The organism is Enterobacter sp. fkY84-1 (genome assembly GCF_052974705.1).
Map to the genome: position 1 here is coordinate 4025013 of NZ_CP169393.1, position 12892 is coordinate 4037904.

11 protein-coding genes and 1 riboswitch are annotated in these 12892 nt (G+C 58.7%); of the genes, 5 read left to right on the forward strand and 6 right to left on the reverse strand.

Annotated features, from left to right (window positions below; all coding sequences use genetic code 11):
- Window positions 1-3: 3 nt before the first annotated feature.
- The gene (ribB, locus tag ACEPLT_RS19180; protein WP_008502964.1) at window positions 4-657 is read right to left on the reverse strand and encodes a 3,4-dihydroxy-2-butanone-4-phosphate synthase; all 654 of its coding nucleotides are present in this window, start codon (window positions 655-657) and stop codon (window positions 4-6) included.
- A gap of 106 nt (window positions 658-763) precedes the next feature.
- Window positions 764-914: riboswitch (FMN riboswitch) on the reverse strand.
- Window positions 915-1033: 119 nt separating this feature from the next.
- Between ribB and ubiK the strand changes: the two genes are divergently transcribed.
- Window positions 1034-1330: a ubiquinone biosynthesis accessory factor UbiK gene (ubiK, locus tag ACEPLT_RS19185; protein WP_003862539.1), complete on the forward strand. Its 297-nt coding sequence runs from the start codon at window positions 1034-1036 to the stop codon at window positions 1328-1330.
- A gap of 114 nt (window positions 1331-1444) precedes the next feature.
- Here the strand turns inward: ubiK and hldE are convergent, their stop codons facing one another.
- From hldE to ACEPLT_RS19200, 3 genes are read right to left on the reverse strand one after another with little or no spacing between them, the layout of a single operon-like run.
- Window positions 1445-2875 carry a bifunctional D-glycero-beta-D-manno-heptose-7-phosphate kinase/D-glycero-beta-D-manno-heptose 1-phosphate adenylyltransferase HldE gene (gene hldE, locus ACEPLT_RS19190; RefSeq protein ID WP_003862540.1) on the reverse strand — a complete coding sequence of 477 codons (1431 nt, stop codon included), beginning with the start codon at window positions 2873-2875 and terminating at the stop codon, window positions 1445-1447.
- A 40-nt stretch (window positions 2876-2915) separates the two neighbouring features.
- Window positions 2916-5771, reverse strand: coding sequence for a bifunctional [glutamate--ammonia ligase]-adenylyl-L-tyrosine phosphorylase/[glutamate--ammonia-ligase] adenylyltransferase (gene glnE, locus ACEPLT_RS19195; RefSeq protein WP_232927444.1), 2856 nt, complete (start codon window positions 5769-5771; stop codon window positions 2916-2918).
- Between the two features lie 21 nt (window positions 5772-5792).
- The gene (locus ACEPLT_RS19200) at window positions 5793-7094 is read right to left on the reverse strand and encodes a CYTH domain-containing protein (protein WP_447088308.1); all 1302 of its coding nucleotides are present in this window, start codon (window positions 7092-7094) and stop codon (window positions 5793-5795) included.
- Window positions 7095-7323: 229 nt separating this feature from the next.
- On the opposite strand from ACEPLT_RS19200, the gene ACEPLT_RS19205 reads away from it, so the two are divergent.
- Window positions 7324-7944: a TIGR04211 family SH3 domain-containing protein gene (locus ACEPLT_RS19205; protein WP_025912514.1), complete on the forward strand. Its 621-nt coding sequence runs from the start codon at window positions 7324-7326 to the stop codon at window positions 7942-7944.
- 60 nt (window positions 7945-8004) lie between these two features.
- The gene (locus tag ACEPLT_RS19210; RefSeq protein ID WP_232927445.1) at window positions 8005-9246 is read left to right on the forward strand and encodes a multifunctional CCA addition/repair protein; all 1242 of its coding nucleotides are present in this window, start codon (window positions 8005-8007) and stop codon (window positions 9244-9246) included.
- Window positions 9247-9256: 10 nt separating this feature from the next.
- Here ACEPLT_RS19210 and bacA read toward each other — a convergent pair whose 3' ends face one another.
- Both bacA and folB read right to left on the reverse strand, forming a co-directional pair.
- Entirely contained in the window at window positions 9257-10078 is an 822-nt protein-coding gene (bacA, locus tag ACEPLT_RS19215; RefSeq protein ID WP_008502957.1) for an undecaprenyl-diphosphate phosphatase, read from the reverse strand.
- 106 nt (window positions 10079-10184) lie between these two features.
- On the reverse strand, window positions 10185-10553 hold the full coding sequence (folB, locus tag ACEPLT_RS19220; protein ID WP_008502956.1) for a bifunctional dihydroneopterin aldolase/7,8-dihydroneopterin epimerase: 369 nt from the start codon (window positions 10551-10553) through the stop codon (window positions 10185-10187).
- Window positions 10554-10660: 107 nt separating this feature from the next.
- On the opposite strand from folB, the gene plsY reads away from it, so the two are divergent.
- Both plsY and ACEPLT_RS19230 read left to right on the forward strand, forming a co-directional pair.
- Complete coding sequence (plsY, locus tag ACEPLT_RS19225; RefSeq protein ID WP_008502955.1) at window positions 10661-11275, forward strand: glycerol-3-phosphate 1-O-acyltransferase PlsY; 615 nt, start codon at window positions 10661-10663, stop codon at window positions 11273-11275.
- 90 nt (window positions 11276-11365) lie between these two features.
- Window positions 11366-12832, forward strand: a complete 1467-nt coding sequence (locus ACEPLT_RS19230; protein ID WP_032653467.1) for an MFS transporter — start codon at window positions 11366-11368, stop codon at window positions 12830-12832.
- Window positions 12833-12892: the final 60 nt, after the last annotated feature.

Below are 12892 nucleotides of genomic sequence, written 5' to 3' on the forward strand. Positions count from 1 at the left end.
ATTTCAGCTGGCTTTGCGCTCGTGCGCCTGGCGATACTCGATCAGATCTTCAATCGTTACCACCGGCATGTTGTGCAGACGTGCGAAGGTGATGCACTCTGGCGCACGCGCCATGGTGCCGTCGTCGTTGGTCAGTTCACACAGCACGCCCGCAGGTTTGAAGCCTGCCAGCGTCACCAGGTCGATCGTCGCTTCGGTGTGACCGCCGCGGGTCAGCACGCCACCCGCCTGCGCGCGCAGTGGGAAGACGTGGCCTGGACGATGCAGATCGGAGGGCTTCGCATCATCAGCAATCGCGGCACGTACGGTGGTCAGACGGTCAGCCGCAGACACACCGGTGGTCACGCCATGCGCCGCTTCAATGGTCACGGTAAATCCGGTACCAAAGGCGCTGGTGTTGTTTTCGACCATCATCGGCAGCTCGAGCTGCTTACGACGATCTTCGGTAATACACAGGCATACGATGCCGCTGCCGTGACGGATGGTCAGCGCCATCTGTTCAACGGTCATGTTTTCGGCGGCGAAAATCATGTCGCCTTCGTTTTCACGGTTTTCATCGTCAAGCACCATCACACCGCGGCCTTCGCGCAGTGCATCCAGTGCATGTTCAACACGTTGAGTTGAAGTGCCAAAAGAGGAAAGTAGCGTCTGATTCATGGTAAAAAAACCTCATTAATATTATGGTTACCAGAATCAGGGCAGTCTTAGGAGCGCCGTATAAGCGGCAAAAAGATAACGTGAGCGGGCCCATGCCCGACTGGATCGTTACTCTCTCCCATCCGGACTCTAACCGTCGGCCCCGGAATTACACCGGATCTGCTGACCTTTGAGAATTCACCCAAAGCGCTCGCGGGCTTTCAGCGTTAAGCTGATTTACCGCCGGTGGGGAATTTCGCCCCGCCCTGAGAATAAGCGAGATAACTATAACGCTATTGATTATCCTGGGCAATGCATAAGCATCAAACAATTTTGTTTACCCCGGGCATGACGCGCTACAATGGACACTGACACCTTTCCATCAAGGGAAACGACAATGATTGACCCGAAGAAAATTGAGCAAATTGCGCGTCAGGTTCATGAATCCATGCCGAAAGGCATTCGTGAATTTGGTGATGATGTTGAGAAGAAAATCCGCCAGACGCTGCAGGCGCAGTTGGTTCGCCTTGATCTCGTCAGCCGCGAAGAGTTTGACGTGCAGACGCAGGTTCTGCTGCGCACCCGCGAGAAGCTGGCACTGCTGGAACAGCGTCTGACCGAGCTGGAAAACCGCAATGCGCCGGAAGAAGTGAAGCCAGCGCCGGCCATTCCACCGGTGGATGACCAGGCATAGTGCGGCCTGTTGAGCCCGGTGGCGGCTACGCCTTACCGGGCCTGGATGAACGCGTAGGTCGGGTAAGGCGCAGCCGCCACCCGACATAAAAAAACGGGCCAACTGGCCCGTTTTTTACTGACTGTCTTTCTGGATCTTCTTGATGATGTTGGTGGTGGAACACCCGTCCTCAAAGTTGAGCACCATCACCTCGCCGCCGTTGGCCCAGACCTCTTCGCTGCCCGCGATTTGCTCCGGCTTGTAATCTCCGCCTTTCACCAGCAGGTCCGGCAGAATACCTGCAATCAGGCGCTGCGGCGTGTCTTCTTCAAACGACACCACCCAGTCCACGGCTTCCAGCGCGCCGAGCACGATCATACGCTGCTCCAGCGGGTTCACCGGACGCGTTTCACCCTTCAGACGTTTGGTCGACGCATCGCTGTTCACTGCCACAATCAGACGATCGCCCAGCTTGCGCGCATTCGCCAGATAGGAGACATGGCCCGCGTGCAGAATGTCGAACACACCGTTGGTCATTACCACTTTCTCACCGCGCTTGCGCGCGGCGGCGACGGCCACTTTAAGCTCGTCTTCGGTCATCACACCAAAACCGGTGTCAGCACGGCCGCGCACCGCGTTTTCCAGCTCGATTGGGGACACGGTTGAGGTACCGAGTTTACCGACGACCACACCCGCCGCGGCGTTAGCGAAGTAGCACGCCTCTTCCAGGGAGTTACCCGCGGCCAGCGTCGCCGCCAGCACGCCGATCACCGTATCACCAGCACCGGTCACGTCATACACTTCCTGCGCCTGGGTTGGCATATGCAGCGGCGCCTTGCCCGGCTGCAGCAGCGTCATCCCCTGCTCGGAGCGGGTCACCAGCAGCGCAGAGAGCTCGAAGTCAGCAATGATCTTCATGCCGCGCTCAACCAGCTCTTCCTCGGTTTTGCATTTGCCCGCCACCGCTTCAAACTCGGAGAGGTTTGGCGTCAGCAGGGTTGCGCCGCGATAGCGCTCAAAGTCGGTGCCTTTCGGGTCGATCAGCACCGGTACGCTGGCCTTACGCGCCAGCTGGATCATTGTCTGTACGCTGGCCAGCGCGCCTTTCGCGTAGTCGGACAGCACCAGCGCGCCGATATTGCCCAGCGCCTGGTTAATCCGCTCGTGCAGCGGCTCGGGGTCAACACCTTCGAACCCTTCTTCAAAGTCGAGGCGTATCAGCTGCTGGTTGCGTGACAGCACGCGCAGCTTGGTGATGGTTGGGTGGGTCGGAACAGAAACGAAGTCGCACTTCACGTTCACGTCCGCCAGCGACTTGCTCAGCGCGCGCGCCGCATCGTCGATACCGGTCAGGCCAACCAGACGCGAGTGCGCGCCCAGAGAGGCTATGTTCATCGCCACGTTTGCCGCGCCGCCGGGACGCTCTTCAATGGTGTCGACCTTAACCACCGGTACCGGTGCTTCCGGAGAGATGCGGCTGGTCGGCCCATACCAGTAGCGATCCAGCATCACATCCCCAACAACCATTACTCCAGCACGTTCAAACTCTGGCAGTGTTACTTTCATTCCTGACTCCAGAAAGATTCACAATTTGCGCGCGATAATATCACACTTGATTTGTTACGCACGGTTCCACCAGCCACTTCTGCCAGCTGGCCGTTACCTGAGCGCGCTCTGCGACAAAACAGTCCAGTGCCACGTGCCCCGGCTGCTCCTGTAGCGCCAGGTGATGCAGCTCGTCGCGCAGCGTGGTGTAGGCGCGGGTTAAAGCCTGCGCCTCCTGCTCGTCCATAATGTCGTTTTGCGCCAGCAGCTCCAGAATGCGCACGTTATCCGACCAGCGGGTCAGCTTCGGCTTGTCGTGCGCGTGGAGCAGCACCAGATACTGGGTAATGAACTCAATATCGGTAATCCCGCCCTCGTCGGCTTTGATATCAAAGCGATCGCGGTGTTTATTACCCAGGTGCGCGCGCATTTTCTCGCGCATCTCGCGCACTTCCGTCTGCAGCGTACTGCCCTCGCGCGGGGTGGTCATCACATCCTTACGGACGGCATCGAACTGCGTTTTGAGCTGCGGATCGCCATACACCACGCGGGCGCGCACCAGCGCCTGATGCTCCCAGGTCCAGGCTTCATTCTTCTGATAATCGGCGAAGGACTCCGTTGAGGTGACCAGCATACCCGCCGCACCGGACGGACGCAGGCGCGCATCGACTTCATACAAAATGCCCGACGAAGTGCGGGTGCTGAACAGGTGCATGATGCGCTGGGCCAGGCGCAGATAAAACTGACGCCCGTCAATCTCACGCTCGCCGTCGGTCATCACGTCAACCGGGCAGTCGTGCAGGAAAATTAAATCCAGATCGGAACTGTATCCCAGCTCCCAGCCGCCGAGCTTGCCATAACCGACCACGGCAAAGCCTCGCCCCTCCCGGTCAGCAAGGTGCTTCGGCTGGCCGTAGCGGGACACCATCTGCACCCATGCCTGCTGCACGACCGCGTCGATGATCGCTTCCGCGAGCCATGTTAAGTGATCGCTCACTTTCATTACCGGCAGCGTTCCGGCGATATCCGCCGCCGCCACGCGCAGCATCTGGGCCTGCTTAAACTGTCGCAGCGCCTCCAGCTGCTGCTCTTCGTCCTCTTCCGGCACGCGCAGCAGATACTGACGCAGCTCGTCACGGTAGGCATCCGTCGCCGTGGGTTGATACAGGGTGTTCGGGTCGAGCAGCTCATCCAGCAGCAGCGGATAACGCGCCAGCTTGTTGGCCACCATCGGGGAGGCGGCGCAGAGCGTAATCAGGTGCTTGAGTGCCCCCGGAAACTCGCTCAAAAGTTCAAGGTACGTGGTGCGCGTGATGATCCCGCTCAGCAGCGGCATCATGCGCGACAGCGGCACCGGCGCATCCGCCCGCGAGCAGACCTCGCTCAGCAGGTGCGGCATCAGGTGATCCAGCACCTGACGGCCGCGCGGGCCAATGGCGCGCTTGTTCAGCTCAAGACGGAAATCGGCAATCAGCGCCACCACGCGATGGCGCGCGTCGTCGGTTAGGTGCGACAGCACCGGGGTGGTGTCATCTTCCTGGAGCGCGTCCTGCCACAGCTCACGCCAGTGCTCGGAAAGGGCATCGTCCTGCGATTCGCTTTCGTCATCACCGATCAGCTCGTTGAAGATGCGGCGCACGCCTGCCATATGGGCATCGAGCCGTTCGGTCAGCGTTGACCAGTCATCCACGCGCATCCCCCAGGCCAGACGCGCCCGGTTAAGGTCATCCCCCGGCAGGGTCTGGGTCTGTTCGTCGTTGATGCTTTGCAGCAGGTTTTCCAGACGGCGCAGGAAAAGATAGGCCTCGCGCAGGGTTTGCGCGTCGCCGTCCGGCAGCAGGTGAAGCTGCTCAATAGCGCTCAGCGTCGGCAGCAGCGAGCGGGACTGTAGCGACGGCTCGCGTCCGCCGCGAATCAGCTGGAAGACCTGGACGATAAATTCGATTTCGCGAATGCCGCCCGCGCCGAGCTTGATGTTGTCCTTCAGCCCGCGACGGCGAACCTCACGGGCGATCATCCCTTTCATATTGCGCAGGGACTGGATCACGCTGAAGTCAATATAGCGACGGAACACGAACGGGCGCAGCATGGCGCGCAGCTCGTTGGCGTAGGCGTCATCGCTGTCGCCCATGATCCGCGCTTTGACCATCGCATAACGCTCCCAGTCGCGCCCCTGCTCCTGGTAGTAATCCTCCAGCGCGGCAAAGCTCAGCACCAGCGGCCCGCTGTCGCCGAACGGACGCAGACGCATGTCCACGCGGTAGACAAACCCGTCCTGCGTCGGCTGATCCAGCGCCTTAATCAGACGCTGACCGAGGCGGGTAAAGAACTGGGCGTTGTCCAGCTCGCGACGGCCGCCGCGCGTGGAGCCGTTCTCAGGCCAGGCGAAAATCAGGTCGATATCGGAGGAGAAGTTCAGCTCGCAACCGCCCAGCTTGCCCATCCCCAGAATCAACAGCGGCTGAGGAACCCCTTCCTCGCTGCACGGCGTGCCCCACTCTTTACAGCAGGCGGCGTAGAGCCAGTCGCGCGCGGCGACAATCAACGTCTGCGCCAGCTCGCTTAACTGCTGCAACGTACTCTCTTCACTCACCAGTTCCAGCGCCTGCGCCCAGGCAATGCGCACCATCACACGACGGCGGAACTGACGCAGGACGCGCATCAGCGTCGCCTCATCCGCGACGTCTTCAAGCGCGGCCTGCAGCCAGGCGGCATAGTGCCGCCACTCGTCCGCCTGCGGCGGTGCGTTCTCAAGCTCCGCCAGCCAGTCCGGGTAGACGGCGATGCTTTCCTGCACAAAATCACTGAAGACGAGCACGCTTTTCGCCTGCTCGCTTAACGATGACGCCGGTAATGACTCAGGCAGACGTTCGCAAACGGTCTGCCACTGCTGCTGTAACGGTGAAGAAAGCGGCATTCTAAGGGTTCCTTGCCAGAGTTAACGTTTTCCGCTGTGCAGCCAGTACGGCTCCTGCGAAATGGCCTCGTTACGGAAATGCTCTATCTCAATATGCTGACGGGTTTCGATGGCATGCTTCAGCCCCTGCCAGTTTTCCAGCCACGCCTGCGCCTGTGGCCCGTCGTAGGCACCGGAAAGGAGCAGCATGCTGTCGATGTTGCGCGAAAGACGGGGAAGCTGATCGCCATACTTATCGCCGAGCGGATACGCAAAGGTGCTCTTCAGTTCAGCGGCATGACGGGAAAGATGAATGTCTGCGAAACGCTTAAAGTTTTCCGCGATTTTGGCCTCGGCTTTCGCATCCAGGAAGGCGCGCCAGCCGCGCGTCACCAGAAACTCGGTCAGCGCCAGTTTTGCCGAAGCGGCTTGCGGACTGTAGATCGCCGTCTGCGCAGATACGTCCGAGAGCATCAGCGTTTCGGTTTGCGTCAGCAGATCACGTAAGTGAGCGCTCGCTTTGCGAGGAACAATACCGCCGAAGAGCGTCAGGGTATGGCGCACCAGGGCAATGGCCGCCAGCACGTGGGATTTGGCGTTTTTCACATTTCGTACCCACAGCTCTTCATGGTACTGCCACTGAGAAAGCGCCAGCTCCAGCGCGGCTTCCAGCCCCTGCTCAACGCTGGCTTTCGGCGCAACGCGCAAAATGGTCGTCTCTTTCAGCACGCGCGGCGCATTTCCGGCGGCCAGATGGTAACCCCGCGCGGCTTTGCTCAGGTTCCCCTGGCGCAATCCGGACTGGTTCACCAGCTTGCGCGCCAGCTTCAGCACGTCATTTGCGTCCCCTTCCAGCAGCTCAAGCTCCAGTTCGCAGATCGGCTCCTGGTACTCACCCGCCTTCACCTCACCCAGATCGAGGGCGATTTCGATGCGGCTTTTACCTTCCGTCACCAGCCATTTCTCGCGCCAGAAATCGGTGCTGAACAGCGGCTGCACCTGCTCCGCCAGCGTGGCAGGCAGCTCGCCTTCCGGCCAGACTTCCGCCGGAAAACGTTCCAGCTCAAGTTCTGGCTGGCTGATGTCGATATTGTATTCCGGACGCTGATGTAACCCGCCGACCACGCGGCCGGCAATTTTCATCGTCATCTCGTAGCGCCCACTCGCGCCACGGATGCGCAGCCCCATATCGTGGCGGCGTAGCCAGTTATCCGGCGTTTCGTAATAGATATTAAGCAGTTGTACCGGTGCATGGTGTTCGCCGGAGAGCGTATGCAGATGCTGGCGGAGTGCGTCAACGCTGTCTTTTTCGACGATAAATTTTAATTCGATTTCCTGAGCCATAGCCTTGTACTTTTGCGGGCGTCACAGACGCGTCAATGAGGGCGAACTTCCTCGCCATTTGTTTGTCAGTACATAGTATTTTGCGCCAAATTGCCATGCAATGAGCAATTTGACGGGCGTAAATGTGTAGAGTCGTGACACAGATGATTCTGATTGCTGATGAATGCTTTGCGTAGAGACACTGTTGCCACTACTATCGTTCCACTATTTATGAAAATAACGACTAATGATGCTTAAATTACGCCTGATTGGACTTACTTTACTCGCTTTTAGCGCCGCAACCGCAGTGCACGCTGAAGAGAAGCGTTACGTTTCTGACGAACTGAACACCTGGGTACGCAGTGGCCCCGGAGATAATTATCGCCTCGTGGGCACGGTAAATGCCGGCGAGGAAGTCACCCTGTTACAGACCAACGCGGACACCAACTACGGTCAGGTTCGCGACAGTTCTGGCCGCACGTCCTGGATCCCGCTGAAAGAGCTGAGCACCGTGCCAAGCCTGCGCACCCGCGTACCGGATCTGGAAAATCAGGTGAAAACCCTGACCGACAAGCTGAACAATATCGACGGAACCTGGAACCAGCGTACCGCCGAGATGCAGCAGAAAGTGGCGCAGAGCGACGGCGTGATTAACGGCCTGAAAGAAGAGAACCAGAAGCTGAAAAACGAGCTGATTGTCGCGCAGAAGAAAGTGAATGCCGCCAACCTGCAGCTCGATGACAAACAGCGCACCATCATCATGCAGTGGTTTATGTATGGCGGCGGCGTGCTGGGCGTCGGCCTGGTGCTGGGTCTGGTTCTGCCGCACCTGATCCCAAGCCGTAAGCGTAAAGATCGCTGGATGAACTAATTCGTCTTCTCTGCCAGACTTACGTATCATTCTGGAAAAGAGAAAACGGGAGTGTCAGGTGTGAAGAGTTATCTGGTCGGTGGTGCGGTACGTGATGCGTTGTTAGGTCTGCCGGTCAAAGATAAAGACTGGGTGGTGGTTGGCGCCACCCCGGAAGAGATGCTCGACGCGGGCTACCAGCAGGTAGGCCGCGATTTTCCCGTGTTTCTGCACCCGCAAAGCCGCGAAGAGTACGCCCTGGCGCGTACTGAGCGGAAATCGGGCTCGGGCTATACCGGCTTCACCTGCTATGCCGCGCCGGACGTCACGCTGGAGGACGATCTCCTGCGTCGCGATCTCACCATTAACGCGCTGGCGCAGGACGAGCACGGCCAGATTATTGACGCTTATGGCGGCCAGGACGATCTGCGCAACCGTCTCTTACGTCACGTCTCCCCGGCGTTTTCTGAAGATCCGCTCCGCGTGCTGCGCGTGGCGCGTTTTGCCGCGCGTTACGCCCATCTCAGCTTCCGAATTGCCGATGAGACCATGGCGCTGATGACCGCCATGACCGAGGCGGGCGAGCTTGAACACCTGACGCCAGAGCGCGTCTGGAAAGAGACCGAGAATGCGCTCACCACGCGTAACCCGCAGGTCTTTTTCCAGGTTCTGCGCGACTGCGGCGCCCTGAAGGTGCTGTTCCCGGAAATAGACGCGCTGTTTGGCGTACCGGCTCCGGCGAAATGGCATCCGGAGATTGACACCGGCGTACACACGCTGATGACCCTGAGCATGGCGGCCATGCTCAGCCCTGACGTGGACGTGCGCTTTTCCACCCTGTGCCACGATCTCGGCAAAGGCTTAACGCCAAAAGAGCTCTGGCCTCGGCACCACGGGCACGGTCCGGCAGGGGTGAAGCTGGTCGAAGGGCTGTGCCAGCGCCTGCGCGTGCCGAACGAAATCCGCGATCTGGCGAAACTGGTGGCCGAATTCCACGACCTGATCCATACCTTCCCGATCCTGAAACCGGCCACCATCGTTAAGCTGTTCGATAACATCGACGCCTGGCGCAAACCCCAGCGCGTGGAGCAGATCGCGCTCACCAGCGAGGCTGACGTGCGCGGGCGTACCGGGTTTGAAGCCTGTGACTACCCGCAGGGACGTTTACTGCGTAAAGCCTGGGAGGTAGCCAAAGCGGTGCCGACGAAGGACGTTGTCGAGGCGGGATTCAAAGGCCCGGACATTCGCGAAGAGCTGACGAAACGGCGGATTCAGGCGGTATCAGAGTGGAAGGAAAAGCATTGCCCTCAGCCAAAAGACTGAGGGCAGTCGGTCAGAAGAAGACCACGTAAACCGCAGCGGCAACGATAAAGCGGTAGATCGCGAACGGAATGAACGAGATACGCTTAATCAGCTGCAGGAAGGTTTTGATGGCAATCAGCGCCACGATAAACGCGGTGATGAAGCCGACGGCGAACATCGGAATGTCGCCCGTGGTGAGGAAACCGATGCTTTTATAGAGGTCAAGCGCGGTGGCCCCCATCATCATCGGCACCGCCAGCAGGAACGAGAACTCTGACGCGGCGTAACGGCTTACGCCCATCAGCATCCCACCGGAGATGGTTGCGCCTGAACGGGAAAAGCCCGGCCACAGCGCCAGACACTGGAAGCAGCCAATGATAAACGCCTGACGATACGTCATATCGTCCAGCCCTTCCGCGCGCGGCGTTTTTGGCTTCAGCACTTCCGCGGCGATCAGCAGGAAGCCACCCACCACCAGCGCGTACATCACGTTAATCGGGTTAAACAGCGATTTGATGGCGTCGTGGAAAACCAGGCCCAGCACCACCGCCGGGATCATCCCGAGCAGAATATGGATCAGCGACAGGCGGCCTTTACTCATCCCTTCGTGCTGCGGCGGACGGCCAAAATGGATACCGATCAGGCCAAACAGACGGCGCCAGAACATCACCACCACCGCAAGAATAGACCCCAGTTGGATCACCACTTCAAACGTTTTGGCGGTATCGCCTTCAAAGCCCAGCAGATGACCAACGATGATCATATGGCCGGTACTGGAAACCGGTAAAAACTCCGTCAATCCTTCGACCACACCCAGTATTGCCGCCACCAGCAGCGAGTGCATATCGCTCATCTATAAACCCCTAAAAAAATATAAAAAAAACGGTCGCCCCAACGGCTACCGTGAAAGATACAGCTTTAAGACCGGTATAACCTAAAATGGTTTAGCTATTATGACGTTAAATCTTCCCTTTCAGATTTGTGCCACGCTCGATAATGACGCCCACATTGGCCGCGCGCGCCACCGCGCCCGGTTTGCTCAGCTTGATGCGCACCCACGGTGAGTTGAATTTTTTCAGCAGCAATTCTGCGACTTCTTCCGCCACCCGTTCGACCAGCGCAAAACGTTGCCCTTCCACGTGGCCGATGACCGTTTCACTGATGTCGGCGTAGCTGAGACAGTCGTTCACGTCATCGCTTTTTGCCGACTTGCGGTTATCCCAGCCCATTTCGATATCGAACACCAGCTTCTGCTCGATGGTCTGTTCCCAGTCGTAAACACCAATAGTGGTGATTACCGAAAGTTGCTCTATAAATACAATATCCATCACGACCTGCCTGCTTTTTGGCTAAACCGGATACCACTTCCGGCGAATTATGCGTATTATCCACAGATGCTGAGAATACAGATACATTTTCAAAACGGAACAGCGTTATGAGTGCAATCGCGCCTGGAATGATCCTCCTCGCCTATCTTTGCGGCTCAATCTCCAGCGCCATTCTGGTCTGCCGCATCGCCGGGTTACCTGACCCGCGTGAAAGTGGTTCCGGGAATCCGGGAGCGACCAACGTACTACGAATTGGCGGCAAGGGAGCAGCCGTAGCAGTTTTGATTTTTGATGTTCTGAAAGGGATGCTACCCGTCTGGGGCGCGTATGCGCTAGGCGTCACGCCGTTCTGGCTGGGCCTCATTGCCATTGCTGCCTGTGTCGGCCACATCTGGCCCGTATTCTTCGGTTTTAAAGGCGGCAAAGGCGTGGCAACCGCCTTTGGTGCCATTGCGCCTATCGGCTGGGATTTAACCGGCGTGATGGCTGGCACCTGGCTGCTCACCATTCTGCTGAGCGGCTATTCGTCGCTGGGCGCTATCGTCAGCGCGCTGATCGCCCCGTTCTACGTCTGGTGGTTCAAACCTCAGTTCACCTTCCCGGTATCGATGCTCTCCTGCCTTATCCTGCTGCGTCATCACGACAATATTCAGCGCCTGTGGCGTCGTCAGGAGACCAAAATCTGGACGAAGCTCAAGAGGAAGAAAAAAGACGCCCCGTAAGGTTAGTTATGCCTTATAGCCAAATGTGATTTTGGTCACCTTCTGCCTGTGGTAACTGTTAATGACACAACACAACCACATAAGAAGAAAATGGCAGAAATCACAGAAACAACCCCCCTTTCAACGGCAGGAAAACGTTCCGATGGCGACATCCAGTGGGTGCGCAGCGCATCGGATGTTTCACGCCTCGTTAATGATGGTTCTCAGGGCCGGGCCAATGCTCGCATCGTGATCGGTATCGCGCTGGGCGGGATTTTCCTCGATGCCTACGATCTGGGCGCGCTGGCCTTCGGCATAAAAGATATCACCCGCGAATTTAACCTGACGCCCGCCGGTACCGGCATGGTGGCGTCCGCCATTACGTTTGGCGCGATTGTCGGGGCGCTGCTCGGCGGTTATCTCACGGATAAAATCGGGCGCTATCGCGTCTTTATGGCCGACATGCTCTTCTTCGTGGTGGCCGCCATCGCCTGTGCGCTGGCCCCGAACGAATATGTGCTGGCGGGTGCCCGCTTTGTCATGGGGCTTGGCGTCGGGATCGACCTTCCCGTGGCGATGGCATTTTTAAGCGAGTTCGCCAGGCTAAAAGGCCCCGGCAATAAGGCCTCCAGCGTCGCCATGTGGTGCCCCACCTGGTATGCCGCCATCAGTATCTCCTACCTACTGGTGCTGTTCTTCTACGCCGTGCTGCCGGAAAGCCACAGCGACTGGCTGTGGCGCCTGATCCTTGGCTTCGGCGCGGTACCCGCGCTGGTGATTATCGCCATCCGCAGCCGCTATATGAGCGAATCGCCGGTCTGGGCGGCAAATCAGGGCAACCTGAAGGAGGCGGCGTCTATTTTGCGTCAATCGTATAACATCAATGCCCACGTGCCGCAGGATGCGCTCAGCCAGCCAGCTCCCGTCGTGAATAAAGCGAAATGGTCCAACTATCTGAACCTGTTCCGCGGCGTCTACTTACGCCGCACGACGCTCGCCACGCTGCTGTCCGTCGTCTCTTCGTTCGCCTATAACGCGGTGGCGTTTGGTCTGCCGGTGATCATCTCCAGCTTCTTTGTCCAGTCGATGCTGACCACCATCCTGATTTCTCTGGTGCTTAACCTGCTGTTTGCCTTCGTCGGCGGACTGCTGGCGGTACGCTACGTGCCGCGCTTCGGCGCATGGCGGATGTCGCTGGCGGGTTACGCCTGCCAGCTGGTCGCGCTGCTGGGCCTGGGGCTAATTGGTCGCCCGGAAGGCGCCACCGAAGGCGTGCTTGCCGTGGCGATGCTGGCGCTCTTCCTGTTCGGCCAGGGCTTCGGCCCGGGCGCGCATACCATGACGTTTGCCTCACTGAGCTACCCGACCTCGCTGCGCGGCGTCGGCGTTGGCCTTAACCAGACGCTGATGCGCAGCAGCTCGACGCTGTCGCTGTTCCTGTTCCCGCTGCTGGTCGCCTCGCTGGATACCGCCGTGTTCTGGGTGATTGCGCTGGCGCCATTTATCGGCCTGGCCTCGCTGCTGGCGATCCGCTGGGAGCCGTCGGGGTATGATGTGGATGCGGAGGATTACCGCTAGCCTTTCCTGCCGGGTGGCGCTGCGCTTACCCGGCCTACATTGCGCATTCTCTTGTAGGCC

What these genes read in the sequence shown, in the direction of transcription:
- ribB (WP_008502964.1), bottom strand. Translation starts at nt 657, where the DNA reads ATGAATCAGACGCTACTTTCCTCTTTTGGCACTTCAACTCAACGTGTT.
- ubiK (WP_003862539.1), top strand. Translation starts at nt 1,034, where the DNA reads ATGATTGACCCGAAGAAAATTGAGCAAATTGCGCGTCAGGTTCATGAA.
- hldE (WP_003862540.1), bottom strand. Translation starts at nt 2,875, where the DNA reads ATGAAAGTAACACTGCCAGAGTTTGAACGTGCTGGAGTAATGGTTGTT.
- glnE (WP_232927444.1), bottom strand. Translation starts at nt 5,771, where the DNA reads ATGCCGCTTTCTTCACCGTTACAGCAGCAGTGGCAGACCGTTTGCGAA.
- ACEPLT_RS19200 (WP_447088308.1), bottom strand. Translation starts at nt 7,094, where the DNA reads ATGGCTCAGGAAATCGAATTAAAATTTATCGTCGAAAAAGACAGCGTT.
- ACEPLT_RS19205 (WP_025912514.1), top strand. Translation starts at nt 7,324, where the DNA reads ATGCTTAAATTACGCCTGATTGGACTTACTTTACTCGCTTTTAGCGCC.
- bacA (WP_008502957.1), bottom strand. Translation starts at nt 10,078, where the DNA reads ATGAGCGATATGCACTCGCTGCTGGTGGCGGCAATACTGGGTGTGGTC.
- folB (WP_008502956.1), bottom strand. Translation starts at nt 10,553, where the DNA reads ATGGATATTGTATTTATAGAGCAACTTTCGGTAATCACCACTATTGGT.
- plsY (WP_008502955.1), top strand. Translation starts at nt 10,661, where the DNA reads ATGAGTGCAATCGCGCCTGGAATGATCCTCCTCGCCTATCTTTGCGGC.
- ACEPLT_RS19230 (WP_032653467.1), top strand. Translation starts at nt 11,366, where the DNA reads ATGGCAGAAATCACAGAAACAACCCCCCTTTCAACGGCAGGAAAACGT.